This window comes from Pseudomonas sp. H1_F01 (assembly GCF_054681425.1).
Window position 1 is genome coordinate 207,094 of record NZ_CP162823.1, and the last position, 25,268, is coordinate 232,361.

Genomic DNA, 25,268 nt, shown 5'->3' on the forward strand with positions numbered 1-25,268 from the left:
ATGACTACGCTTGTGCAAGAACGCATTGCCCGGGAACTGGGCATCGACCGTCAACTCACACGGGGTGGCGAAGCAACCGAGGTTGCCCGCCGCATCGAATTCATCAAGCAGATCTTGCGCGAGTCGGGCTGCAAGTCCCTGGTCCTGGGGATCAGTGGCGGTGTCGACTCTCTCACCGCCGGCCGCCTGTGTCAGTTGGCCGTGGAGCAACTGCGGGGTGAAGACTACGAGGCGCGCTTTATCGCCGTCCGGTTGCCCTACAAGGCTCAGGCCGATGAGCAAGACGCCCAGGCGTCCCTGGACTTCATCCGGCCGGACTTGATCACCACCAGCAACATCGCCGCTGGTGTTGACGGGCTGATGGGCAGTATCGCCATCGATGGCTTGCAGCCTGGCGCCGAGCTCATCGACTTTGCCAAAGGCAACGCCAAGGCCCGGGCCCGGATGCTGGCGCAATACGCCATTGCCAATCTGAGCAATGGGTTGGTGGTGGGCACCGATCATGGGGCGGAGGCGGTGATGGGTTTTTTCACCAAGTTTGGCGACGGCGCGTGCGACCTGGCACCGCTGTCCGGGTTGACGAAGACTCAGGTGAGATTGTTGGCCGATGCGATGGGCGCCCCCGCATACCTGGTGCGCAAGGCGCCGACCGCTGATTTGGAAGACCTGGCACCCGGTAAGCTGGATGAGGTGGCGTATGGCTGCAGCTACGAGGAAATCGATGGGTATCTGATGGGCGAAGAGGTGTCGCCGCAGGCGCGACAGATCATTGAACGCGCCTACCTCAAGACGGCCCACAAACGAGCATTGCCCCGCGTCCCGCCTACCCGGTCTGAATGACCCTCAGATCTTGAAGGTGTTGACCATTTGTTGCAGGCGGCGTGACTGGTTTTCCAGTTCTGTGCAGGCCTGCAAGGTGGATTGCAAATTGCCGACCATTTGCTGGTTCAGGTCATTGATGTGGCTGATGTCGCGATCCAGATTGTCCACCACTGAGGTTTGTTCTTCGGTGGCGGTGGCTACCGACAGGTTGATCTCATCGATCTCGCCGATGCCCAGCAGCACGCGATTGAGTCGCTCGCCCGCAAGCCTGGCGGTAGTGACGTTGTCGTCGCTGTGACGCTGGCTTTCGAGCATGGCGCTCACGGCGCTACCGGCACCTGCTTGCAGTTCCTCGATCATGCTGTGGATTTCCTGGGCGGACTGCTGGGTGCGATGGGCGAGCGTACGCACTTCGTCCGAGACCACTGCAAAACCGCGCCCGGCATCTCCGGCACGGGCGGCCTCGATGGCAGCGTTAAGGGCCAGCAAGTTGGTCTGGTCGGAGATGCCTTTGATGACGTCGAGAATACGTCCGATCTTCAGCGTTTTCTCATTCAGGCTTTCGATGTCCTGGCGGGTATTGACCACCTGCGACGAGAGTTGCGACATGGCGCTGATACTGCGCTGCACCACCGACTGACCTTCCTGGGTCTGATCCCTGGTATCAGAGGCGCGGCTTGAGGCATGAGCGGCGCTGCGGGCGATTTCCTGCGCTGCGGCCCCAAGCTCGTTGATAGCCGCGGCGACGTTATGGGTCAGCGCCGCTTGAGTGTCAGAGCTTTCCAGTGACGCGTTTGACGCCTGGCTGACCTGTGCCGCCAATTGGGTGAGCTGGACACTGGACGCCAGGACTTCTCGGATCGACTGCTGGATACGTTCGACGAAGCGGTTGAAGCCCCCGGCCATCATGCCGAACTCGTCCCGGGACAGGCTGTGCAGGCGCTGGGTCAGGTCGCCTTCGCCATCGGCTATGGATTGCATGGCCGAGCCCATGCGGCGTAATGGTCGCATCAGGGCATTGATCAACAGACCGAGCAAACCGACCGTGACCAGCATGGCGATCAATGTGGCGACCAGCGCCGAAGTGCGAAACTCGTGGAGTGCGGCGTAGGCCTTGTCTTTATCCACTGAAAGTCCGATGGACCAGTGCAGCGAGGGCAGGCCGTTGATCGGGGTAAAAGTGACGATCCGCGTTCGGCCATTTTCCTGCACTTCATTCAGGGCGCTGTTGATGCTCGGCGGGCCTTCGGGGAACGCTTGGGCGAGTGTCTTGGTCACTCGTGTGTTGTCCGGGTGCACCAGGATCTTGCCGTCGTCGCTGACCAGGAAGGCATAGCCTATGCCGTTGAGGTCCACGGCATTGATGATTTTCGCGAGTTGCTCCAGGCTCAGGCTCGCACCCAGCACACCCACGGCCTTGCCATTGACCTTGATCGGCGCTGCTTGGGTCATGATCAGATAATCAATACCGGCACCGATGTAGGGTTCGGTCAGCACCGGTTCAAGGCTGCGAGCCGCGTCTTTGTACCAGGCGCGCTGGCGAACATCATACCCGTCGGGCATTACCCGTTCGGGATGGATAAAGAAACGACTGTCTTCAAGGCCGACGTAGCTGGCGATGAAGGTCTTTGCAATGATGTCCTGGGAGAGAATTGCGCCGATGTTCTGCGGGGTGGGATTGGCGGCGATGGTTTCGGCGGCACCTTCGATCAACAGGATCCGGCCTGCCAGCCAACTGTCGAGGTTCGCGCCCAGCAACTGGCCGGTGGCCTGTAGGTTGCGGTGCAGTGCTTCGCGGGTGCTGGCTTGCTGGCGATGGTCGTTGAACAACGAGAAAGACAGGAATACCGCCATCACGATGACGCAGGCCCCCAGAAGAATCTTGTGGCCGAATTTCAGATTGATGCCCATGAGGAATTCTCGTCTGGTTTCTTTTTTATTGATCGAATCCCCGCAGGCTCAGGGCTGGTCGAAGATTTAATGAGCGGGCGGATTTTGTCGAACTAGAAAAAACGATGGGCCATCGTGAGTTTTCTTGTGGGCATGAAAGAGGTGCGAATGGAGTTTTCAAAGGGGACCTCGGGTCCCGAACGGAGTGGGCAAATGACACAGGCAATCGGCATCAAGGATCGCGTACGAATCAAGCACGTCGAAGTCCTCTCGGATAATTGGTACGTGCTGCGCAAGACCACCTACGACTACCTCGGCCGCAACGGCCAATGGCGCGAGCTGACGCGCGAGACCTACGACCGGGGCAACGGCGCCACCATCCTGCTGTACAGCAAGGCCAAGCAGACCGTGGTGTTGACCCGGCAATTCCGCTTCCCGGCCTTCGTCAACGGGCACGACGACCTGTTGATAGAAACCTGCGCTGGCCTGTTGGATAACGACGACCCGCACACCTGCATCCGCAAGGAAACCCAGGAAGAAACCGGCTATATCATCCAGGACGTGCGCAAGGTGTTCGACGCCTTCATGAGCCCGGGTTCGGTGACTGAACGGGTGCATTTTTTCGTCGGCGAGTATTTCGATGAAGACAAGCAGCACGCAGGCGGCGGCCTGGAAGCCGAGGGCGAAGAGATCGAAGTGCTGGAGCTGCCCCTCGACCAGGCCTTGGGCATGATCGAGACCGGGGAGATTTGCGACGGCAAGACCATCATGCTGTTGCAGTACGCCAAGCTGCATCGGCTGCTGGATTAGCCCCAGGCCTCCTCTGGGCGACCCTCACCGCTGCCGAATCTTTCGCGATAGGCGGAGGGCGGCAAACCGATAGCGTTCCTGAACGCGGCCCGGAAACTCTCCACCGACCGATAGCCGCAGGCCTGGGCGATGCCGGCCGTGCTCTGGTCGGTGCTTTCCAGCAGCGCCCGTGCCCGGTTCAAGCGTTCCTGTTGCAGCCAGGTCTTGGGCGGCAGGCCGGTGGTTTCGACGAAGCGGCGCAGGAAGGTGCGCTCGCTCATGGCGACGCGGGCGGCCATGTCGCCGACGCTTAGGGGCTGGTCGAGGTTTTCACGCATCCACTGCAGGACGCGGGTCAGTTCGTTGCGTGGTGACTTGCTCACGGGGGCGATGATGAACTGGGCCTGGCCACCGGTCCGTTGCGGCGCCATGACCAGGCGACGGGCCACCGAGTTGGCGATGTGCGTGCCGAAGTCCCGGGCAATCAGGTGCAGGCAGGCGTCGATGCCGGCGGCGCTGCCGGCGGAGGTGATCAATTGCCCGGAATCGACATACAGCACATTCGGGTCAACCGTGATCAGCGGGAAGCGCTCAGCCAGTTCTGCGCAGAATTGCCAATGGGTGGTCGCGGTCTTGCCGTCGAGCAGCCCGGTGGCAGCCAGGGCAAACACCCCCGAGCAGATCGACAGCAGGCGTGCACCGCGGGCATGGGCGCGGCGCAGTGCTTGTAATAACGCTTCAGGAGGCGGTTCGTGGTGACTGCGCCAGCCGGGGATGATGATGGTTCGCGCGGTAACCAGTGCTTCGAGGCCCGCGTCGACGGCTATCCGAAGGCCTCCCAGCGCATGCATCGGTCCAGCGTCGACGGCGACGATTTGATGGCCATACCACGGTACATCCAGCTCAGGGCGAGGCAGGCCGAAGATCTCCAGGGCGATACCAAACTCGAACACGCAAAGGCCTTCATAAACGAGGATTGCCACGGTTCCGGGATGCGCATGCATTTGGCGTAAATCCACCGTTTATTGTCTTGCGCTGCACTGTAGCGGACGTGCCCGTGTCCCTACAATCGATCGCAGGTAATCGGGAAAACCAAGACGGTTGAGCCTTTGCAAAGGTGGATAAGGGACGCGAAATGAAGAAAGTCGCCGTGGTGGGCTGCACCGGTGCAGTGGGCATGACCATGCTGCAATTGCTTGAAAATACCGATTATGAAGTGGTGTGCATGGCCTCTGGCCGTTCGGCGGGCAAGCGCTTGAAGGTGGGGAAGGGCGAGCACCTGGTCGAAGCCTTTTCGGTCGAGGGTTGTGCCGAGTGCGATATCGTCTTCCTGTGTGTGTCTGGGGCTTTCGCCTTGGAGTATGGCGAGCGTCTGGCTGAGAACGCCTACGTCATTGATAACTCCTCGGCCTTCCGTTACGACCCGGCGATTCCGCTCCTGGTGCCGCCCATCAACGGTCAGCGCTACAAGGGCGAAAAACTGATCGCCAACCCCAATTGTTCCTCGGCTATTGCGCTGATGGTGCTGGGGCCGCTGCATCAGGCCTTCGGGTTGGAGAGCGCGATCATTTCCACTTACCAGGCCGCCAGTGGTGCAGGGCAGCCAGCGATGCTGGAGCTGCGGGAGAAGGCCAAGTCCTTCAGCGATTATGGCGACCGCGATGACAGCGAGCACTTCGCCCATAACCTGGCCTTCAACGTGATTCCCCAGGTCGATTCGTTCGAAGCCAATGGTTACACCCGTGAAGAAATGAAAGTGGTCTGGGAGCTGCGCAAGGTCCTGGATGAGCCGGCGTTGGCTATCAGCACCACGGCGGTGCGGGTGCCGACCCTGCGCTCCCATGCCGAGAGCCTGAGCCTACGGTTCAAAGAGCCTGTCCAGTCATTGGCGCAGGTGCATGAGTTGTTGCGCGCGGCGCCGGGGGTTGAAGTGGTGGATGAGCCGGAGTATGGCGCCTATCCGATGCCCATGACTTCCACCTACAAGCATGCGGTGGAAGTCGGGCGGATTCGCTACAACCTGATCTATGGCGAGCATGGGCTGGACCTGTTCATCAGCGGTGACCAGTTACTGCGGGGGGCGGCATTGAACGCGTTCGAAATCATGCAATTGATCAAGCATTGATCAAGTCCGGCCCCGAACAATAGAAACGCGCCGCCGTGTTCAAGGGGTGCGCGTTTTTCGTTCAGCTGGATTGGGCCTCGCTGTCTTCCTGCATATCGTCCAGGTATTGCGGCTGGTCGGTCTGGTCCGGCAGTTCGGTCACGACGCTGAAGTCGCTGATCTCGATGGCGCCGACGCCATGACCGAGCAGATGGAAGGAAAACGCCTTGCGCTGCTGCGGATTGTCGAAACGGAGGTTCATCACCAGCGGCTGGTCAGGTGTCACCGCCACGTCTGTCGGCAGGTCCATCGACACATCCTGCTCGAACTCCTTGGCCTTGAGGGAAATGTAGGCGGCATGGTCTGCCTCCACGGCGCGGATGGTCAGGCTGACGCGGGTCTGTGAACCCTTGGGCATTTCCAGGTATTGGGCACCGATCAGGTTGTCGGTCCAGTCGTTGGTGACCTGGGCCGGCAGCGGGATCTTATCCGCACTGCCGAATTGATAATGCTGGTTCAAGGGCGTGCGCAACAGGGTCTGGTCCAGGGCCGTGGCCCGGACGCCGATCAGCCTGGCGCGCTGGCCGCTGTATTGCCCGCCGTAGGTAGCGCGGTCGGCGATGAAGCCGTCGCTGGCGTAGTCACGGCAATGCTGGAGGAAGTCGCACTCGGTAAAGGTGCCCTTGCCGTTGTGATAGCGCAGCTTACCGTTGGTGAACGACATGATTTCCCGGCCCGTCGGGTAGTCCCGGAACATCGAGCGGCCGGACAACGACGTGGGCACCGCAAAGCCGAAGTAGTCGAGGATCGAGGCGGTCAGGTCGACGTGGCCGTAGGTGCCGGACTTGATCCTGGGCAACGGCTCCGGCGCCAGCGTCAGGTTGAACCCCCAGGACGAGGCCAGCCGAACGTCGTCGATGCCATGGGATTCGTCCGAGGTGATGACCACCAGGGTGTTGTCCAGGATGCCCTGGCGTTCCAGGCCCGCCAGGAAGTTTTCCAGGGCGTCGTCCAGGTAACCTACTGCTGCCTGCTTGGCGGTGTCGTAGCGTTGCAGGTAGTCATCCGGTGCCGAGTAGGGTTGGTGCGTGCCCACGGTCAGCAGGGTCAGCATCCAGGGTTTGTCCGCTTGTTGCAGTTGCCCGACGTAGTCCAGCGCGCCCTCGAAGAAGGTCTTGTCGTCCATGCCCCAAGGGAATTGCAGATAGGCCGGTTGGGTGAACCACTCCATGCCCAAGGTTGTGTCGAAGCCGATGTGCGGCATGATCCGGTCCTTGGCCATGAACCGCAGGCCCGCGCCCTGCAGGAAATGCGTGGAAAAGCCGTTCTGGCGCAACTGGGCCGGCAGGCAGGCCTGGTTGCGCTGGGTCTGGTTGAGCATTTCGACGCCTTTGGGCGTGCCGTTGTCGAGCTTGTCGTAGTCGCCACACAGCATCGCGTAGAGGCCGCGAATGGTCTGGTGGCTGTGCAGGACGTAATCGGGTGTGTTCATGCCGCGCTCGGCCCAGGCACTGAGGTGCGGCATCAGGTTCTCCTGATAGCTGCTTTTCAAGGCCTGACGGTTGGCGCCCACGTAGGCCCCGGGAATGCCCTCCAGGGCGATTACCAGGACGTTGCGCGCACGCCCCGGTTCGGCCAGCAATCTGTTGCCATCGAGGTCCAGGCGGGTCAGCCCCTCCATCGGCGGGGCCGGGTCCACCGCATCGCCGTCGAGCCATTGTCGGGCCTGGTCCTGCCCGGCGGCGATACCTGCGGTGACGAGTTGGTGAGGCAGGTTGAACACGCTCCATTGGTCCGCCTCGCTGGGGCGCCAGGCTTGCAACGCGCCGTGGCCCAACAGAAGCAACACGGGCACGGCCCAGGCGTGGCGAGGCAAACGTGGCGCCTGGCGTGGGCGGCTGGTCCATTGAGTCATCAGCCAGAACGCCAGCGCGGACAACTGGATCGCGGCCAGCCAGGGATGGGCGAAGCCGCCGCTGGTGGAATTTTCAACGAACTGTGGGTCGGTCAGATAAAGAATGTCCGAAGGATTGGGCATCCGCCCGACCGCGCTGACCAGCTCGATGCTGGCCAGCATCAACGCGCTCCAGGCCAGCAATACCGGGAACGCCAGCCACCCGGGACGGCGATGGAGCAGCACGATCAGCAACCCGCCGATACCCAGGTCCGAGAGATAACCCAGCGGGTCGGACCAGCCCAGGGCGAGACGCAGGCCCATGGGGACGAGTAGTGCGCAGCCAATCAGGGCGATGAGGGCGGCGCGCGGATGGGTTGAAGCGCGATAAAGAACGTTCACAAAAGCAGGCCTTTCGGTTGAAACCAATCTACTGAACGGACACGACCCCTGTGGGAGCGAGCTTGCTCCCACGGAGGGTTGTTCCTTCGGTCATGAAATTGTCATGAGGAGGGATGGTACCAAGGGCAATCGCCCCTGGCCGAGGCAATGTCCCGGTGTCTGGCTGCGCTACGCTGTGGTTCACTGGCCCAGGCCTCTACAATGGCCGCGTAGCGCTGCTTTGAGACGCGCAGAAAACTTGTATCAGGATTTCTCATCGGGGGATGGATGGACAGGTTCCAGGAAATGCAGGTTTTCCTCGCCGTGGCCCAGGCGTCGGGGTTTTCGGCGGCAGCGCGGCGCCTGGGGTTGTCGGCGGCCAGCGTCACGCGGGCGGTGGCGGCGTTGGAGCAACGCATCGGCACGCCATTGCTGGTGCGCACCACCCGCAACGTGTACTTGAGCGAAGCCGGCCAGCGCTTTCTCGAGGACTGTCGCCGGATCCTGAGCGATTTGCAGGAAGCCGAGGATTCGGCGGCCGGCAGCCACGTCCAGCCCCGTGGGCAGTTGACCATTACCGCACCGGTGTTGTTCGGTCAGTTGTTCGTCACGCCGCTGCTGGTGGATTACTTGCACCGGTTCCCCGAGGTCAGCATCAACGCCTTGTTGTTGGATCGCACGGTCAGCCTGGTGGAGGAGGGCATCGACGTTGCCCTGCGCATTGGCGAGCTGCCGGACAGCAACTTGCACGCCGTGCGTGTCGGTGAAGTGCGGCGGGTGGTGTGCGGTGCCCCGGATTTCTTCGCGCGCCACGGGCGGCCCCGGCATCCGGAGGACTTGGAGCGAATGCCCGTGGTGGCGTCATCGGCCATTGGCCAGGTCAAAAGCTGGACCTTCATCGATTCAGGCCAACCGTTGGCCGTCCGGCCCGTGCCTCGGCTGGTGGTGACGGCCAACCAGGCGGCGATCACGGCGGCCTGCCAGGGGTTGGGGATGACGCGGGTCCTGTCTTACCAAGTGGCAGGCAACGTGGCGGCCGGGGAACTGGAAATCGTCCTGGCCGATTTTGAGTTGCCGCCTCTGCCGATCCATGTGGTGTACCAGGGCGGGCGCAATGCGCCGACGCGGGTCCGCAGTTTTGTCGATTTCGTCGTCGGTGCACTGCGCGAACATCCGGCCTTGAGCGGTTGAAGCATTGTTTCGCTGGCTGAAACAATGGATTGCATTTCTGGGTGATTCTCTTGGTTTTGCCTGGAGCGGAAGATGACCCCATCGACGCCGTTGTGCTGATGGCGTCACTTGCAGCGGAGTCGACCATGAACCCTATCAAGCACTATCACTTCCCGCTTTCCGGCCATTCCCATCGCGTTCAACTGATGCTTTCGTTGCTCGGGCTGCCTGTCGAAGAGGTCTTCGTCGACTTGGCCAAGGGCGCGCACAAACAGGCGGACTTCCTGGCGCTCAATGCGTTTGGCCAGGTACCGGTCATTGACGACGATGGTGTGGTGCTGGCGGACTCCAACGCGATTCTGGTGTACCTGGCGCACAAATATGGCAAGGGCCGCTGGCTGCCGACCGATCCTGTTGGCGCCGCCCGGGTGCAGCGCTGGTTGTCGGTGGCGGCTGGGCCGATCCATGCGGGCCCGGCCACGGCGCGACTGATCACGGTGTTTGGCGCGGCCTACAACGCTGAGGACGTGATTGCCCGTTCCCACAACGTGCTGAAAGTCATTGATCAAGAATTGAGCAACCGTGCTTATCTGGCGGGTGACGCTGCGACTGTCGCGGACATCGCCGGCTACAGCTACATCGCCCACGCACCGGAAGGCAATGTATCGCTGGAGGACTATGCCAATGTGCGGGCCTGGCTGGCGCGGATCGAAGCCTTGCCCGGGTTCGTGGGCATGCCGCGTACGGTTGTCGGGTTGCAAAAGCACGCCTGAAACGGAACTCGGTGGCGAGGAAATTTATCTTCACGGTGGGAGCAAGGCTTGCCCGCGATGAAGGCACTGCGGTCTTTCAGAGATCGAGGCGCCTGTTTCGCGAGCAAGCTTTGCTCCCACATGACAGAGACAGGTCCCTCACCACAGCAATTGCATCGTTCCAGTAGACCTATGCGTAGGAAAGCGCCTTTTCCTCCAGCAGTTCCTCGTATAGCCGCACCCACTTGCGGCCCATCTCTTCAGACGTGAACAACTGTCGGTAACGGGCTTCGGCTCTGGCGCCCATTGCCTGGGCTTGTGCCGGGTTTTCCCACAGGGTGCGCATCGCCTCGCGAAAAGCTTCGGGATTGCTCGGTGGCACCACCAGGCCGGTTTCTTCGTGGACATTGATGTAGCTGGTGCCGGTGCCGATTTCGCTGGAGATCATCGGTTTGCCGAACATCGCGCCTTCGAGCAGCGAGATGCCGAAGGCTTCGGAGCGCAAGTGCGAAGGGAACACGATGGCATAACTCAGTTCCAGCAGCGCGACCTTGTCTTCGTCCCCCAGGCGTCCGAGGAAATGCAGGTTGCGCAGGCCCAATGCCGCCGCCTGGGCATGCAGTTGTTTTTCCAGCGGGCCGGCACCCACGATGACCACGGGGTAATCCACGCCTTTGAGGGCGTCGAGCAGAATGTGCAGGCCTTTGTAGTACCGCATCACCCCCACGAACAAAAAGAAACGCTCGCCCAGTTTTGCCTTCCACCCCGCCATGCGCTCGGCGTCAGGCTGTGGATAACTGGTCTTGTTCAGGCCGTAGGTGATGATCCGGGTCTTGGTGGGGTATTGCTTGAGCACATCGCTGGTATGAACATAGTTCGGCGACGCCGCGACGATGCGCTCGGCGCCGTCCAGAAAGCGCCGCATCAAGGGGCGATAGAGCTTGAGCAGGTGCCGCTGGCGAACGATGTCCGAATGGTAGGTCACGATGTAGGGTTTTTTCACGCAGGTGAAAAAATGCACCAGGTCCATGAACGGCCAGGGGAAGTGGTAGTTGATCACGTCCGCTTCGGCGGCCAGCTCACGGAATTTCCTGAACACGCTGTAGGAGAAGCCGGTGGACGCCAGTTGGAAGTCCATTCGCGCCTGATGAACGACATGCTGTCGGATCTTGATCGGCTCGGGCGCCGGCTGCCTGCTCAGGGCCAACACGGTGTTATCGATACCCAATCGGTCAGTGCTGTCGCACAGCTGGAAGATGACCTGTTCGATGCCGCCCATGGAGTCTGGCAAATAGGTTTTGTAAAAGTGCAGGACTCGCATTCAACCTCCCAAGACCTGGCGATACGCTTGGGCGGTGACCTTCGCACAGCGTTCCCAGGAAAAAAGCGCCGCTTGTTGCAACCCCGCTTCGCGACACGCTTGCCAGTGCTGGGGATCTTCCATCAACCGGCCCATGGCTTCTCGCATGCCTTGCGGATCGTCCGGCTCGCAATAATTTCCGGCTGGTCCCGCCACCTCGGGCATCGCCGAGCAGCGGGTGGTAATCACCGGTGTACCACTGGCCATGGCTTCAAGCACCGGCAGGCCAAAGCCTTCGTAGTAGGACGGGAAAATCAGTGCCCGTGCCCCCGCCAACAGTTGGGCGACCTGTTCGTCAGGCAGGTAACCCGCCAGACAAACATGACCGCCAGCCAGGGCGCCTTTCAACTCATCATTGAGCTGCGCCTGTTGCCATCCGCTCATTCCTACGATGAACAAAGGAAAGGTCTGACGTACGGATTCAGGAAGCCCGGCGTGGGCACGCAGGGCCAGTGACAGGTTCTTGCGCGGCTCCAGGGTGCCGACACATAGAAAGTAACGACCGTGCTCCAGGCCGTGGGCCTTGAGTACGGCGTCAATGGCTGCGGGTTCGCGCGGATGGAAACGCGCCGCCACGCCCAGCGGAGCGACCCGCAGGCGCTCGGTGGGGAGGCCGAAATGCTGTTGCACCTCGTCGGCGATGAACTGCGAAACGGTCATGATCAGTTGCGCCTGCTCCACCGCCCGGGCCAGCCGCCGCTCGATCTCTTTCAGGCGTGCCGGCGGTTGCGTCTCGGGATAACGCACATGTGTCAGGTCATGCAGGGTCATCACCGTCGGGCCGTCAAAGGCCAGCGGCCACAGGCTGGGATCGTGGTACAGGTCGATGGCCTCGGGACGGCCTTGGTCAAAGCGTTTCTGTTCCAGCCAGCGTCGCGCCTGATAGGCACCCGGAACCCGCCGCAACAAGGGACTGAATCTCGAATAGCCAGGCGTGGGCGCTTGTGGCAGCTGCGAGTTCCAGCCCCAGCCGTGGAACAGCGACAACTGCACATCAGGCTCCCGGACCAGGGCAGTGGCCAGTTCCGACACGTATTGGCCGATGCCGGTACGTGGCGCCTGGAGGATGCGTGCGTTGAGGGCTATCCGCATGCTGTTTCCCGGTCGACGATGACTTCGTTAACGTGGCCCTCGATCCGCTCCACCAATTGCGCACTGGCCTGGTGCCAACTCAGCCATTGCCATTGTTCCAGGTTGCGCTTGGCCGGGAATACCCCGGTATGCTCCATGTCGATGACCAGGTTTGCCAGGCTTTGAGGATCGTCGAGATCGAAGTAGGCCATGAACTCACCGCCGATTTCCCGAAACACTTCAATGTCGCTGCCCATCGCCGGCAAGCCGCGCTGCATGGCTTCCACAAGGGGCAGGCCGAAGCCTTCCACATAGGACGGGAACACCAACGCAGTGGCGTGGCGATAGGCGTGTTCCAGGCTTTGGTCCGAGAGATTGTTGAACATGAACAGGCGGCTGTTGAGTTGTGGATGACGCTCGATACGTTCGATCAACGCCTCGCATTTCCAGCCGATCTTCCCGACGACGCACAGCCGCGCCTGGGAGCCGGCAGCCCAGGCCCGATCGAATGCATCGAGCAGATAAGCGTGGTTTTTGCGCGGCTCGATGGTGCTGACCATCAGGAACACCGGCTCGGGGCGCTTGAACAGCCGCAGCAACTTCGTATCGACGGCGTGGGCGGCGTTTATCTGGTCCAGTTCGCTGCCCAGGTGGAAATAGTCGAACCAGCGTTCTTGTACCTGCTGCTCGCCAATGCGCCGGACCATTTCCTGGCGCAGCTGGTCACGGATGGTGGCGGAGATGGCGATGTAGCCGTCGGCGGTGCGGGCAATCCAGTCGAACCAATGATTGAACACCTTGACCAGCCCGGCGTCGCAGAATTGTGGATGAGACAGGGGAATCAGGTCGTAGACCACCGAGATGATCCCGACGCCATCGCGCTTGAGCTGTTCGGCCAGGGGGAAGATATCCGAGTGCCAGGATGAATCGAGCAAGACCAGTTGATCGCCGGCCCGATGCTCCAGCGGTACGCAACGCTTCGGCAGCTCTTGGCCTTTGAGGGCACGGTCGAACAAACGTATCGGTATGCTCAAGAAGCCGAAGGCGAACAGTCGGCAGCCAACGTACAGGAGGCGACGGGCCCACAATGATCGGCTGAAGGGCCACTGCCGTGCGAGCGTCCTGTGCCAGAACCAGAACAGGTTGGCCATCTGTTCCCAGCGGATCCGTAGGCTGACCAGATCCAGTTTATTGGTCGACAGCGGTGCCAGGCTCTTGGCCTCGTACAACTTGCCCTGCAGCATGACCACTGGGATGCATTCACGTTCGCCATCCTTGGCCGGCAGTTCGCGAATCACATTGCGCACGACGCGCTGAATGCCGGAATTGACTTCCGGGTGTTCGAACACATAGGTGCATTCCACCAACAGACGGCTCATGGCAACTCCTTTTGCGGCACCGCTTCGACGACAGGCTGGCTCGAACGCCGGATGCAGGTCTCGGCCTGGAGCCAGGAACAGCCGACGAAATCCTCCTGGCGATTATTGATGACGTGAAACACCAACCCGTAGTCGCGCCATTCGAAATTACGGTCCAGGTGCGAATCCAGCCGCGACAGGCTGAGCGCGACGGAGTAATTGCCCTTGCCCAGGCGCATATCGAAGCTGAAGCGGAAGGTGATCTGTTCGCCGGCCTTGAGGTCGGTCACAGCTTTGTCCTGGCGATGGGTATTGATGCCGTACATGGGCTGGCCAAGACGGTCCTTGATCAAAAAGCCCAGCACCAGCCGCTCGATGTCCTGGCGGATTTCAACCCGCACTTGCAACACCATCGGCTGGCCGATCTCGGCCACTTCCACCGGCTGCCCCTGACTGTTGAGCAGTTGTACATCGATGATGCCGGCTTCGCCGGTGCCGGAAATCGTGCGCACCTGGCCGTTGGCGAGCATTTCCTGGCGGACCACCTGGCCTTCGCGCTGGGCCAGCATCGCGTTGTAATAATCCATCACTTCTTCGGGCTTGCCGCGCATCGCCATGCGCCCGTGCTCCAGCAGGATGGCGGTGTCGCAGATTGACTGGATCGCCGAGCGATCGTGGGACACGATCAGCAGCGTGGTTCCGGCCTTGCGGAAGCTGCGGATGCGCTCGAAGCTCTTGTGCTGGAAGTAGGCGTCGCCCACTGACAGCGCCTCGTCGACGATCAGGATGTCCGGACGCCGGGCGGTGGCGACGCTGAAAGCCAGGCGCATCTGCATGCCGCTGGAATAGGTGCGTACCGGTTGGTCAATGGCCTCGCCGATTTCAGCAAACCCTTCGATCTCGGGCATCAAGGCTTCGATTTCTTCCACCTGCATGCCTAGCAGCTGTCCGGCCATGAACGCGTTCTGGCGGCCGGTGAAGTCTGGATGAAAGCCCATGCCCAGTTCCAGCAGTGCGGCGACACGACCTTGCAACTGGATGTGGCCGCAGGTGGGTTGGGTGGTACCGGTGATCATCTTGAGCAACGTGCTTTTGCCGGCACCGTTGACCCCGACGATGCCGACGGCTTCCCCGGGCTGGATCTCGAAATCCACGCCTTGCAGGATCCAGTGCAACTGATGACGCTGGCGGGAAAAGGGGATCAACCATTCGAACAGCCGGCTCCAGCGGTTCGGATACTGCTTGTAGGCCTTGCCCAGGCCACTGACGCGCAAATGTCCCATCAGAGTTCGTCCACCATTTCACCGCCGCGTCGACGAAACATGCGCAAGCCCAAGGCGCATAACAGCAGGCCGACCACCAGCAACGGCACCAGCGAGCTCCAGACCGGCCATTGGTTGTAGAGAAACAGGTTCTGGTAGCTCTGCATCAGGGCGGTCATGGGATTGAAAGCGAGCAATTGCTGGATCGGCGGCGGCAGGATCGTCATCGGGTAAACGATCGGCGTGAGCCAGAACCAGAATTGCAGGCAAATGCCGAACAACTGCCCGACATCACGGAAAAACACGTTGAGGATCCCCAGCAGCATGCCCAACCCCGCGGCGAACATCACTTGCAGGGCCAGCAGCGGTACCAAGGCCAGCAAGGTAATGCCCGGCCAGCGCCCGGTGATCAACAGGAAACCGAGAAACAGCCCGAGGATGATTGCGAAGTTGATTCCGGCGTTGAACAGCACGATCACCGGCAGGCAGATCCGGGGGAAGCTGATCTTCTTCAGCAGGTTGGCGTTTTCCAGAAACATGCCCTGGCTGCGGGTGGTGATTTCCGCGAACAACCCCCAGGTCAGCAGCCCGGCGCAGAGGTAGACACTGTAGGCCATGCCGTCTTCCACCCCGGGCAGGCGGGCACGCATGATGTGGGAAAAAATTACTGTGTAGACGAGGATCATCGACAACGGGTTGAGCACCGTCCACAACGCGCCGAACAACGAGTTGCGATACCGCGCCTGGAACTCGCGCTTGACGCTGCCAAGGACGAAGCCGCGATAGCTCCACAATGTGCGTTGCAAGGCCAGCAGCATCAGACGGCCCTGCCATAGTGATCTTCGAAGCGGACGATGTCGTCTTCCCCCAGGTATTCGCCGCTCTGGACCTCGATGATGACCAGGTCGATCACGCCGGGATTCTCCAGGCGATGCTTGTGGCCGGCGGGGATGAAAGTCGATTCGTTCTTGGCGACCAGGTGCGAACCCGAGCCGTTGTTGGTGACCTTGGCCATGCCTTCGACCACCACCCAGTGTTCGTTGCGATGGTGGTGCATTTGCAGCGACAGCGACGCGCCAGGCTTGACCACGATGCGCTTGATCTTGAAGCGTGGGCCCTCTTCGAGCACGGTATAACTGCCCCATGGACGGCTGACCGTGCGGTGCAGGCGATAGGCTTCGTGGTCCTTGTCCTTGAGTTGCCGGGCAACGCGGCGCACATCCTGGGCACGGTCGGCATGGGCCACCAGCACGGCGTCGGCGGTATCGATGATGATCAGGTTTTCCACGCCCAGGGCGGCCACCAGGCGGCCGTCGCTCTGGACGAAGTTGTTCTGGCTGTCGATAAACAGGGCGTCGCCAGTGGTGCGGTTGTTTTGCCCGTCGGCGGGCACCAGGCTGGCGACGGCGCTCCAGGAGCCGATATCGCTCCAATCGAAGGCGGCCGGGATCACCACGACGTTGGCGGAGCGTTCCATCAAGGCGTAGTCGATGGAGATGTCCGGCATTTCGGCGAAATGCGCTGCGGACAATTCCTGCTGCACACACCCTGAGGTTTCCACCGCCGTGCTGGCCGTGACACAGGTTCGCGCCTGTTCCAACAGCTCGGGGGCATGGGCTTGCAGCTCCGTCAGCAGGGTCTTGACCGAGAAGCAGAACATCCCCGAGTTCCACAGGAAACGGCCGCTTTCCAGATATTGCGTGGCGGTCTGCAGGTCGGGTTTTTCGACGAAGCGCACGACCTTGGCCGCGCCCTTGGTATCCAGGGGCTTGCCCCGTTCGATATAGCCGAAGCCGGTTTCCGGCGCCGAGGGCAGTACACCGAAGGTCACCAGGTGGCCGTTTTTGGCCAGTTCCACGGCGTGCGCCACGGAGGTCTGGAAGGCTGCCTCATCCTGGATCAGGTGATCGGCAGGCATGACCACCAGGATCGCATCGTCACCGTGCAGGGCCTGCACCGCAAGGGCGGCCGTAGCAATGGCCGGCGCGGTGTTGCGGCCCGTTGGTTCGAGCACGAAGTGACCGCGATGACGCTCCAGGTGGGCGCTTTGATAGTGGTCGCGGCTCTGGAAGTAGTACTCGCGATTGGTGACGGTGACGATGTCGCCCCGGCCGTCGAACAATCCCGCGGCACGTCGATAGGTCTTGCCCAGCAGCGACTGGCCGTCGGGCAAGAGCATGAAGGGCTTGGGATGGCCCTCGCGGGACACCGGCCACAACCTCGTCCCGGCCCCTCCGGAAAGAATCACGGGAATGAGCATGGCCTACTCCTTGGCGACGCGTTTCATGTCCGCATCCATCATCATGCGGATCAGGGTGTCGAGGTCGGTCCTGGGCTTCCAGCCCAGGACGCGTTGTGCCTTGGCCGGGTTGCCGAGTAGCACTTCGACTTCGGCCGGGCGGAAAAACGCCGGGTCGATCTTGACGAAGTCACGGTAGTCCAGGCCCACGTGTTCGAAGGCAATCCTGCACATCTCGCGCACAGTGGTGGTGACGCCCGTGGCCACTACGTAATCGTCGGGAGTGTCCTGTTGCAACATCAGCCACATGGCCTCGACGTAATCGCCGGCAAAGCCCCAGTCGCGCTTGGCGTCGATATTGCCCAGGCGCAACTCCTGCTGCTTGCCCTGCTTGATGCGTGCTGCAGCGTCGGTGACCTTGCGGGTGACGAACTCGATGCCACGCAGCGGTGACTCGTGGTTGAACAGGATGCCGCTGCTGGCATGCAGGCCGAAGCTTTCCCGGTAGTTGACGGTGATCCAGTGACCGTACAGTTTCGCCACGCCATAGGGGCTGCGTGGGTAAAACGGGGTGTGCTCGTCCTGCTGTTCGGCCTGGATCAGGCCGAACATTTCGCTGGTGGACGCCTGGTAGAAGCGCGTATGCACGCTGAACTGGCGAATGGCTTCGAGCAGGTGGGTGACCCCCAGTCCATCGACAATGCCGGTGGTCACGGGTTGGTCCCAGGAGGCCGCGACGAAACTTTGCGCGGCCAGGTTGTACACCTCGTCCGGTGCCGACTTGATCACGGCCCGTTGCACCGAGCAGGCATCGGCCATGTCACCGTCCAGGTAAACGATGTCCTGTTCGATGCCCATCTCTCGCAGCCGCCAGCGCGAGTCGCTGCTTCGTCGTGCCACCAGGCCGTGGACCTTGTAACCCTTGTCGAGCAGCAACTTGGCCAGATACGCGCCGTCTTGACCGGTGATCCCTGTGATCAATGCACTTTTCATTCTTGTTGTACCCGTATCTCCCAGTCGGACAGGATCGCCCGCAAGGATTGTTGTGTTGTTGTTTCAGGCGTCCATCCGGTGGCCTGTCGTAGCTTGGCTGGGCTACCACAGACGCGACGCTGTTCTGCGCGGCGAAGACGCGCAGGGTCCTGGATCAGTTGCACGTCGATCTGGGCGATATCGCCCAGTTGTTCGATCAGGCTGCGAATGCTCTGCTCGCGGCCCGAGCAGATGTTGTAGACCTGCCCCGGGGCGCCTTTGTCCAGCAGGGCCACGTAGGCCGAAATCACATCGCCGACATCAAGGAAGTCGCGGGTTACGTCGATATCGCCCACTTGCAGCCGAGCCGGTTGCAGGCCCAGCTTGATCCGGCTGATTTGCCGGGCGGCGCTGGCAATGACGAAGCTGTCCTTCTGCCCGGGACCGATGTGATTGAACGGGCGGGCCACCAGCACCGGCCAACCTTCGCTCATGCCCCATTGCAGGCTCAGCAGTTCGGCCGACAGCTTGCTCACGGCATACGGGTTGCGCGGGGAGGGCAGTTGCAGTTCGGTAATCGGCAGGTGGTCTTCGCTGACTTGACCATAGACATCACCGGAGCTGACGTACAGGAACGTCCCGGTGAAACCCCGGGTCTTGAGGGCCTGGAGCAGGTTCAAGGTGCCCAGCAGGTTGATGTGCAGGGTGCGCGCCGGATCGCGGAAGGCTTCAGGAACAAACGTCTGGCCCGCCAGGTGGATCACGGCGTCGGGAATCTCGGGCCAGAGGCCTTCCAGGGTCTTGGCATCCATCAGGTCGTAGCGGGCAGCGACAGGCATCACCTGCCACGCCAAATCATGACCGTTCAGTCGAGATTTGAGGTGACGTCCAACGAAACCGCTGAGGCCCGTAACGAACAGACGTTTTTTCAAGCACCAGCCTCCTTCGACGGTTGCTTCGTCTAGTGCGAACCGAGTGGGAAATTTCCGTAAGATCGGGGAAAAATCACTCAACGATCAGCCTGGAGAAGCGTTTGTTGTAGTTGTTTGGTTGCCAATCTGTGCCAATTTCGACGCAATTTCAACAGCGCAAACCGTGACCGGTCAGTTCTCATATTTATAGCGGGTTTATTCTCGCCGAGCGGTTCACGAACCCTTGGTGGATGTGTTTAGAATGCCCCTCGTCACGTTGCTCCTGGTGCTGATCTTCAAGTCGGATCGCTGGGGCCGGACCACAAAAAAACAAGAACGAGACGGGTAGCAAGACGAACGACACGTGGCGGCCCCGGGCCGGCTCGATGCGTGACTCGACCGTCATGAAGTGGGGCTGCCGGGATGGCGGCGCCATGATGGGATCCCATGAATTTCATTCTTTACTCGGACGTAAACGATCACTCCATCAGCCAGAGCCTCGGCCGCCCTGAGTACAGCTATTACTTCGTGCTCAAGGCCTATCGTCCCGTACTGGAAAGCCTGGGGCCGGTGCATGTGGTGTCGTCGGTCGCCGAGGTCGATCCGCTTTACCAAACGTTGCAGGCGGCCGGGCAGGACTGCTTGTTCCTTTCGTTCTCACCTCCGCACAAGACGCCGCTCGACCTGCTTTGTCCGATGGTCTGCGTGGTGGCCTGGGAGTTCGATTCGATCCCGGCCGAGCACTGGGACGACGACCTGCGCCATGACTGGAGCCGCACGCTGGCCCGTCATGGTCGGGTGATTACGCTGTCCAGCCACACGGCCGAGGCGATCCGTCGAACTTTGGGCGAGGACTTCCCGGTGTTGGTATTGCCCACGCCGCTGTGGGAGCGTTTCGCGGCGGTTCGTGAGCAACACCCAAGCTTGCCGGTGAACCCGGGTACGACCTTGCAGATCAAGGGCTGCATCATCGACAGCCGGCCCCTCGGGCTTTCGGCGGACGGCTTGATCGCGCCGATCTTCGAAGAGGCGCCGGAGCCAGAACCGGAACCAGAGCCGATCATCGAGCCAGTCATCGAGCCACCACCCCTGACTTGGCGGCGGCGGGCATTCATTTCCCGCCATTACCTGCGTGAAATGATTCGTGCCTTTACCGGCAAGACCGAGCAGGGCCCTGTGTGGCTGTTCAAGCACAGCCTGTTGTGCTGGTATCGAGAAGCGGTCCGCGACTTGATACCGGTGCCGATACGCGTTGCGGTCAGCAGGATCCTGAGGGGGCCGGCACCGCCGCCGGTGATCGTCGAGACCGCTCCAGAGCCTGTTCCAGAACCCATTCCAGAACCCATTCCAGAGCCCGCCTCATCGGAACATCCCCAAGCCGTCCTGCCGGACACCAGCCAGGTGGTGGAGACCGACGTCAGCGGGGTGGTGTACGTCAGCGTGTTCAACCCCGATGACGGTCGCAAGAACTGGCATCATTTGATCACCGCATTCTGTTGGGCCCTGCGCGACGTCGAGGACGCCACGCTGGTACTGAAAATGACTCAGAACGACCTGTCGACCTACTACGTCGAGCTGTTGACGCTGCTGTCCCAGCTGTCGCCGTTCAGTTGCCGGGTGGTGGTGATGCACGGTTACCTGGAGGACGAACAATTCGCCCGGCTGTATGGCGCGGCGAGTTTCTACGTCAATGCGTCCCGCTGCGAAGGCCTGTGCCTGCCATTGATGGAGTTCATGTCCTGCGCCCGCCCGGTCATCGCACCGGACCACACGGCGATGCGCGACTACATCGACGACGAGGTGGCCTTCATCGTCAAGTCCAGCCGCGAACCGACCATCTGGCCGGAAGACTCGCGCATCTTGTACCGCACCCTGCGCCATCGGCCCGACTGGGGCTCATTGAAACTCGCCTACCAGCAGAGCTACGCCATGGCGAAGCACCAGCCGCAGGCCTACCAGGCCATGGCCGTTGCCGCGAACGAGCGGATGCGCCGCTATTGCGCGTTCACCCCGGTGCAGCAGCGCCTGGTGGATTTCCTGGCTGTGCCCGGTTGTGACGAAGGGCTGCCGTTGGTGCTCCAGGCAGGTACCGCCTCATGTTGATCATCATTTATTCGGAAACCAACCAGAGCAACATTCTGGAAAACCTCGGCAAGCCCGAGTACAGCTATTACTTCGTGCTCAAGGAGTTTCGCCCGGTGTTGGAGCGGTTGGGACGGGTCGTCGAAGTGACTCGGCCTGATGATGAGGTCGATCAGTTTTACGCCGATTGCCTGGCACGTGGCGAGGATTGCGTATTCCTGTCGTTCTCCCCCCCTCATCGTACCGCTGCCCACTACGCTTGCCCGACAATTGCGGTGTTCGCCTGGGAGTTCAGCACCATTCCTACCGAAAGCTGGCAGGGCGAACCCCGGCACGACTGGCGAGTGGTCCTGGGCGCAACCGGCATGGCGATTACCCACTCCAGCTTCACCGTTAAAACCGTTCGTGAAGTGATGGGAGAGGACTTCCCCATCACTGCCATCGCGGCGCCGGTGTGGGACCGCTTTGCGGCGCGCGGCGCGGTGCTGGCCCAGCGGCCGACAGTGGATCACATGCGCCTGCAATTGCGTGGCCTGTTGATCGACAGCCGCACCACCGACCTGCGGCCTTATGGTCCGCCGGCGCATCAGGCTGGTACGCCGCTGGTGCTGGACGGCCCGGCGCAGGATTGCGAGTTGCTCCTGGACGGTGTGATCTATACCTCCGTGTTCAATCCTTATGACGGCCGCAAGAACTGGAAGGACATGATCAGCGCATTTTGCGCGACGTTCCGCGACGTTTCCGATGCGACTCTAGTGCTCAAGCTGACGCATCACGACGTCACTGCCGCGCTCACCGACATGCTCCATCACGTCTACAAGAACCAGGCGTACCGCTGCCGCATCGTGCTGATACATGGCTACCTGGCGGACGCGGATTACGAGCGGCTGGTGGAAGCCACCCGATATGTGGTCAACAGTTCCTATGGCGAAGGGCAGTGCCTGCCGTTGATGGAGTTCATGTCCTGCGGCCGCCCGGCGATTGCGCCGCTGAACACGGCGATGGCCGACTACATCGACCACGACAATGCGTTTGTGGTGGAGTCGACCGAGGAGTTGACCGCCTGGCCCCACGACCCCCGGGCCGCGTACCGGACCCTGCGTTATGTCACTGATTGGGACTCGCTGTGTTCGGCCTACCGCGCCAGTTATGACGTGGCCAAAAACGACCCTGAGCGTTACCGCCGCATGTCGGCCCACGCCGTGCGCAGCCTGGAGAAGTTCTGCAGCCAGGCCAACGCCGAGCAGCGTTTGCGGGTTTTCTTCGAAGCCATACCTGAGCGGCGCCGGAACGCGCAGGAGTCGTGATCCGCCGATGGCTGGCCGGGCTCAGGCCTGCGGTGGAACCTTCGCCACCGCCGGCGACCGCCGTTTCGCCCCGGAATGCCGGCCTCTACGACGCGATGCTCGACGGCTGGTTTCGCAGTGAAACCGGCGAATTGCTCAAAGGCTTTGCCATCACTGCCGACGACACCTTGCTGGATGTCGGCTGCGGCGAAGGCGTGGCGACCCTGTTTGCAATGCGCCAGGGTGCCTCCGTGATCTTTACCGACAGCGAACAAGACAAGGTGCGCGACCTGGCCCGCCAGGTCGAGGCCCAGGCCGGTGCGCCTTTCCTGGGCCTGGTCAGCAACAGCCTGCCGCTGCCCCTGGCCGATGGCTGTGCGAACAAGATCGTCTGCATGGAGGTGCTCGAGCATATCCATGAGCCGGAGCCGTTCATGGCTGAACTGGTGCGCATGGGCCGGCCAGGGGCGCAGTACTTGCTCAGCGTACCGGCATCGGTGGGCGAGCATTTGCAACAAGGCATCGCGCCGCCGGGCTACTTTCAAGCGCCCAACCATGTGCAGATTTTCAGTGCCGAACGATTTGCCGCGCTGGTGGAGGAGGCCGGGCTGGTAATCGAGCATCGCCAGGCCAGCGGATTTTTCTGGGTCATGGGCATGATTTTCTTCTGGGCCAGCGAACAGGCGGCTGGCCGGGACCTCGAAGGTGCGGTGCGTGACCGTATCCAGGCGCCGTATCCAGCGTTGATGGAGCGCTGGGCGAGCCTCTGGCAGGACTTGCTGATGCAACCTGACGGTTTGGCGATCAAGCAGGTGCTCGACCGGTTCATGCCCAAGAGCCAGGTCATCATCGCGCGTAAACCCGATCCTTTCTCCGGGAGCACTTCATGAGCAGCAAGCGGATCATGGACATCGAGTTGCTGCGCGCCGTTGCGGTGATGGGCGTGTTGTTCCATCACCTGCAAGGCATGCCGTTTCCTGGCGGATGGCCGGGCCTGGCCGCCTTGGCCGACAGCTTCCAACTGTGGTGGGGCGTGGATCTGTTCTTCGCGATATCCGGGTTCGTCATCGGACGCAGCCTGATCCCGCAATTGCGTCGCTGCGACAGCCCTCGGCAATTCTGGATCGTCACCCGGGATTTCTGGATTCGCCGGGCGTTTCGCCTGTTGCCGTCGGCCTGGCTCTGGCTGCTGCTGGTGCTGTTCGCGGTGTTCTTCCTGAACCGTTCCGGCGCGTTCGGCAGCGTGCAGGCCAACCTGCAGGCGACCCTGGCCGGTTTCCTGCAGTTCGCCAACCTGCGTTTTGCCGATGCGTTCATGCACTATGAATACGGCGCAAGTTTCGTGTACTGGACGCTTTCCCTGGAGGAGCAGTTCTATTTGATCCTGCCGTTGCTGGTGTTTGTCTCGCGCCGCTATCTGGTGTGGGTGCTGTTGGCGGTGGTGCTGGTGCAGTTTTTCACCTGGCGGGCGCTGTGGCTGTCGGTGATCCGTACCGATGCCCTGGCGCTGGGTGTGTTGCTGTCGATCTGGAGCCTGCGGCCCAGCTACTGGCGCTTTGAGCCCACGTGGTTGCGCCACCCGCCCTTGGGGATGCTGTTGGTGCTGGGCCTGGGCAGCGTGATGGCCTGGATCGCGACCGAGCACTTCAATTTGTCGTTCTACCGCCTCGGGGTCATTGCAGTGCTCAGTGCCGTGCTGGTCTGGGTGGCCTCCTATGATCGGGATTACCTGTTGCCCCGCAGCCGTTTTAAAACGGCGCTGACCTGGGTGGGCAGTCGTTCCTATGGGATCTACCTGATCCACATCCCGGTGTTTTTCCTGTTGCGCGAGTTGTGGTTTCGTTTCGCACCCTTGGGCTCGCCGGATCCGGCAAGCCATCCCTGGCTGGCCCTGGCCTGTGCCTTGTCGCTGATCGGACTGTTGAGCGAACTCAACTACCGCTGGGTCGAAATGCCCATGCGCAATCGTGGCGCTCAACTGGTTGAGCGCCTGGCCGCCGCCCGAACCGTCCTTCCTGTCTCTGGAGCCCCGTCATGCTGAGCCTTTTGAAGAAACTCACCACGGGCACGCCCGCGCCCGCTGAGCCGGTCGCCGACAAGGTCGACCCGTATATGCTCGGGCTGCACGATGCGATGCTCAGCGGCTGGTTCAACCAGCAAACCGGCGAACTGTTCACCGGTTTCCCGGTGACCCCTGAGGACACGCTGCTGGACGTGGGGTGCGGCGATGGCGGCAACGTGCATTTTTGTGCGATGCGCGGGGCGAAGATCATCATCGCCGACATCGACGCGGCCAAGGTCGAGGCTACTCGCCAGCGCTTGAGCGACACCCCCGCGCGCGGCGTCGAGTGCCACGTGACCGACTGCAACCCGCTGCCCATTGCCGACGCCACGGCCACGCGAGTGGTGTCCACGGAAGTCATCGAACATGTCGACGACCCGGCGCAGTTCCTTGCCGAACTGGTACGGGTCGGCCAGCCCGGTGCGCTGTACCTGTTGAGCGTGCCGCATCCCAGCTCCGAAGACCTGCAAAAGGACATCGCCGCGCCGGAGTACTTCCGCAAGCCCAACCACATTCGCATCATCAGCGAAGAGCAGTTCAAGGCGATGGTCAGCGAGGCTGGGCTTACGGTGTTGAGCCACAGCCAATACGGTTTCTACTGGTCGATGTGGATGCTGTTGTTCTGGGAGGCCAAGGTCGATTTCAGCAACGCCGACCACCCGTTGCTCAATCATTGGGCCGACACCTGGCAAGCCGTGCTGAATTCGCCGCGCGGCGCGCAGATCAAGCAGGCGCTGGATGCGGTGGTGGCCAAGAGTCAGGTGATTATTGCGCGCAAGCCTGAGTGATGCCCTCTGTGGGAGCAAGGCTTGCCCGCGATAAATGCGACGCGGTCCTCCGGGAATCGAGGTGCCTGCTTCGCG

The 25,268-nt window shown here is 61.6% G+C and carries 21 protein-coding genes; 10 read left to right on the forward strand and 11 right to left on the reverse strand.

Annotated elements, in window-relative coordinates; all coding sequences use genetic code 11:
• Window positions 1-840 (forward strand): ammonia-dependent NAD(+) synthetase, encoded by an 840-nt coding sequence (gene nadE, locus AB4O09_RS01000; RefSeq protein ID WP_013694630.1) that lies wholly within the window; start codon window positions 1-3, stop codon window positions 838-840.
• A 3-nt stretch (window positions 841-843) separates the two neighbouring features.
• On the opposite strand, the gene AB4O09_RS01005 is transcribed toward nadE, so the two are convergent.
• The gene (locus AB4O09_RS01005) at window positions 844-2,733 is read right to left on the reverse strand and encodes a methyl-accepting chemotaxis protein (protein WP_003207067.1); all 1,890 of its coding nucleotides are present in this window, start codon (window positions 2,731-2,733) and stop codon (window positions 844-846) included.
• A 192-nt stretch (window positions 2,734-2,925) separates the two neighbouring features.
• On the opposite strand from AB4O09_RS01005, the gene nudK reads away from it, so the two are divergent.
• A complete protein-coding gene (gene nudK, locus AB4O09_RS01010) occupies window positions 2,926-3,522 on the forward strand; it encodes a GDP-mannose pyrophosphatase NudK (RefSeq protein ID WP_003207065.1) in 597 nt (198 codons plus the stop codon).
• On the opposite strand, the gene ftrA is transcribed toward nudK, so the two are convergent.
• The gene (ftrA, locus tag AB4O09_RS01015) at window positions 3,519-4,505 is read right to left on the reverse strand and encodes a transcriptional regulator FtrA (RefSeq protein ID WP_003207058.1); all 987 of its coding nucleotides are present in this window, start codon (window positions 4,503-4,505) and stop codon (window positions 3,519-3,521) included. The two genes, nudK and ftrA, sit on opposite strands and share 4 nt — an antisense overlap.
• Window positions 4,506-4,636: 131 nt before the next feature.
• Between ftrA and AB4O09_RS01020 the strand changes: the two genes are divergently transcribed.
• Complete coding sequence (locus AB4O09_RS01020; protein ID WP_003207057.1) at window positions 4,637-5,626, forward strand: aspartate-semialdehyde dehydrogenase; 990 nt, start codon at window positions 4,637-4,639, stop codon at window positions 5,624-5,626.
• 61 nt (window positions 5,627-5,687) lie between these two features.
• Here the strand turns inward: AB4O09_RS01020 and AB4O09_RS01025 are convergent, their stop codons facing one another.
• A complete protein-coding gene (locus AB4O09_RS01025) occupies window positions 5,688-7,901 on the reverse strand; it encodes an LTA synthase family protein (RefSeq protein ID WP_003207056.1) in 2,214 nt (737 codons plus the stop codon).
• A gap of 267 nt (window positions 7,902-8,168) precedes the next feature.
• Between AB4O09_RS01025 and AB4O09_RS01030 the strand changes: the two genes are divergently transcribed.
• Complete coding sequence (locus AB4O09_RS01030; protein ID WP_003207055.1) at window positions 8,169-9,071, forward strand: LysR family transcriptional regulator; 903 nt, start codon at window positions 8,169-8,171, stop codon at window positions 9,069-9,071.
• 125 nt (window positions 9,072-9,196) lie between these two features.
• Window positions 9,197-9,823 (forward strand): glutathione S-transferase family protein, encoded by a 627-nt coding sequence (locus tag AB4O09_RS01035; protein ID WP_027912866.1) that lies wholly within the window; start codon window positions 9,197-9,199, stop codon window positions 9,821-9,823.
• A gap of 169 nt (window positions 9,824-9,992) precedes the next feature.
• On the opposite strand, the gene AB4O09_RS01040 is transcribed toward AB4O09_RS01035, so the two are convergent.
• The 8 genes from AB4O09_RS01040 to AB4O09_RS01075 are packed head-to-tail and all read right to left on the reverse strand — an operon-like array spanning window position 9,993 to window position 18,996.
• Window positions 9,993-11,123 (reverse strand): glycosyltransferase family 4 protein, encoded by a 1,131-nt coding sequence (locus AB4O09_RS01040; RefSeq protein WP_003207053.1) that lies wholly within the window; start codon window positions 11,121-11,123, stop codon window positions 9,993-9,995.
• Window positions 11,124-12,254: a glycosyltransferase family 4 protein gene (locus tag AB4O09_RS01045; RefSeq protein ID WP_027912865.1), complete on the reverse strand. Its 1,131-nt coding sequence runs from the start codon at window positions 12,252-12,254 to the stop codon at window positions 11,124-11,126.
• A complete protein-coding gene (locus AB4O09_RS01050) occupies window positions 12,245-13,612 on the reverse strand; it encodes a glycosyltransferase family 4 protein (protein WP_003207051.1) in 1,368 nt (455 codons plus the stop codon). The genes AB4O09_RS01045 and AB4O09_RS01050 overlap by 10 nt, the downstream gene beginning before the upstream one ends.
• Complete coding sequence (locus tag AB4O09_RS01055) at window positions 13,609-14,874, reverse strand: ABC transporter ATP-binding protein (RefSeq protein ID WP_003207050.1); 1,266 nt, start codon at window positions 14,872-14,874, stop codon at window positions 13,609-13,611. Before AB4O09_RS01055 ends, AB4O09_RS01050 begins: the two co-directional genes overlap by 4 nt.
• On the reverse strand, window positions 14,874-15,671 hold the full coding sequence (locus tag AB4O09_RS01060; RefSeq protein ID WP_003207049.1) for an ABC transporter permease: 798 nt from the start codon (window positions 15,669-15,671) through the stop codon (window positions 14,874-14,876). Before AB4O09_RS01060 ends, AB4O09_RS01055 begins: the two co-directional genes overlap by 1 nt.
• A complete protein-coding gene (locus AB4O09_RS01065; protein ID WP_027912862.1) occupies window positions 15,671-17,113 on the reverse strand; it encodes a mannose-1-phosphate guanylyltransferase/mannose-6-phosphate isomerase in 1,443 nt (480 codons plus the stop codon). The genes AB4O09_RS01060 and AB4O09_RS01065 overlap by 1 nt, the downstream gene beginning before the upstream one ends.
• Before the next feature lie 3 nt (window positions 17,114-17,116).
• Entirely contained in the window at window positions 17,117-18,085 is a 969-nt protein-coding gene (gene gmd / locus AB4O09_RS01070) for a GDP-mannose 4,6-dehydratase (RefSeq protein WP_003207047.1), read from the reverse strand.
• Complete coding sequence (locus tag AB4O09_RS01075; protein WP_003207046.1) at window positions 18,082-18,996, reverse strand: GDP-mannose 4,6-dehydratase; 915 nt, start codon at window positions 18,994-18,996, stop codon at window positions 18,082-18,084. The genes gmd and AB4O09_RS01075 overlap by 4 nt, the downstream gene beginning before the upstream one ends.
• Window positions 18,997-19,422: 426 nt before the next feature.
• Here AB4O09_RS01075 and AB4O09_RS01080 point away from each other — a divergent pair, with 426 nt between their 5' ends.
• From AB4O09_RS01080 to AB4O09_RS01100, 5 genes are read left to right on the forward strand one after another with little or no spacing between them, the layout of a single operon-like run.
• On the forward strand, window positions 19,423-21,078 hold the full coding sequence (locus AB4O09_RS01080) for a glycosyltransferase (protein WP_114731283.1): 1,656 nt from the start codon (window positions 19,423-19,425) through the stop codon (window positions 21,076-21,078).
• Window positions 21,072-22,364, forward strand: coding sequence for a glycosyltransferase (locus tag AB4O09_RS01085; protein WP_013694620.1), 1,293 nt, complete (start codon window positions 21,072-21,074; stop codon window positions 22,362-22,364). Before AB4O09_RS01080 ends, AB4O09_RS01085 begins: the two co-directional genes overlap by 7 nt.
• A complete protein-coding gene (locus tag AB4O09_RS01090; protein WP_003207043.1) occupies window positions 22,361-23,233 on the forward strand; it encodes a class I SAM-dependent methyltransferase in 873 nt (290 codons plus the stop codon). The genes AB4O09_RS01085 and AB4O09_RS01090 overlap by 4 nt, the downstream gene beginning before the upstream one ends.
• Window positions 23,230-24,384, forward strand: a complete 1,155-nt coding sequence (locus AB4O09_RS01095) for an acyltransferase family protein (RefSeq protein WP_003207041.1) — start codon at window positions 23,230-23,232, stop codon at window positions 24,382-24,384. The genes AB4O09_RS01090 and AB4O09_RS01095 overlap by 4 nt, the downstream gene beginning before the upstream one ends.
• A complete protein-coding gene (locus AB4O09_RS01100; RefSeq protein WP_003207038.1) occupies window positions 24,378-25,193 on the forward strand; it encodes a class I SAM-dependent methyltransferase in 816 nt (271 codons plus the stop codon). The genes AB4O09_RS01095 and AB4O09_RS01100 overlap by 7 nt, the downstream gene beginning before the upstream one ends.
• Window positions 25,194-25,268: the final 75 nt, after the last annotated feature.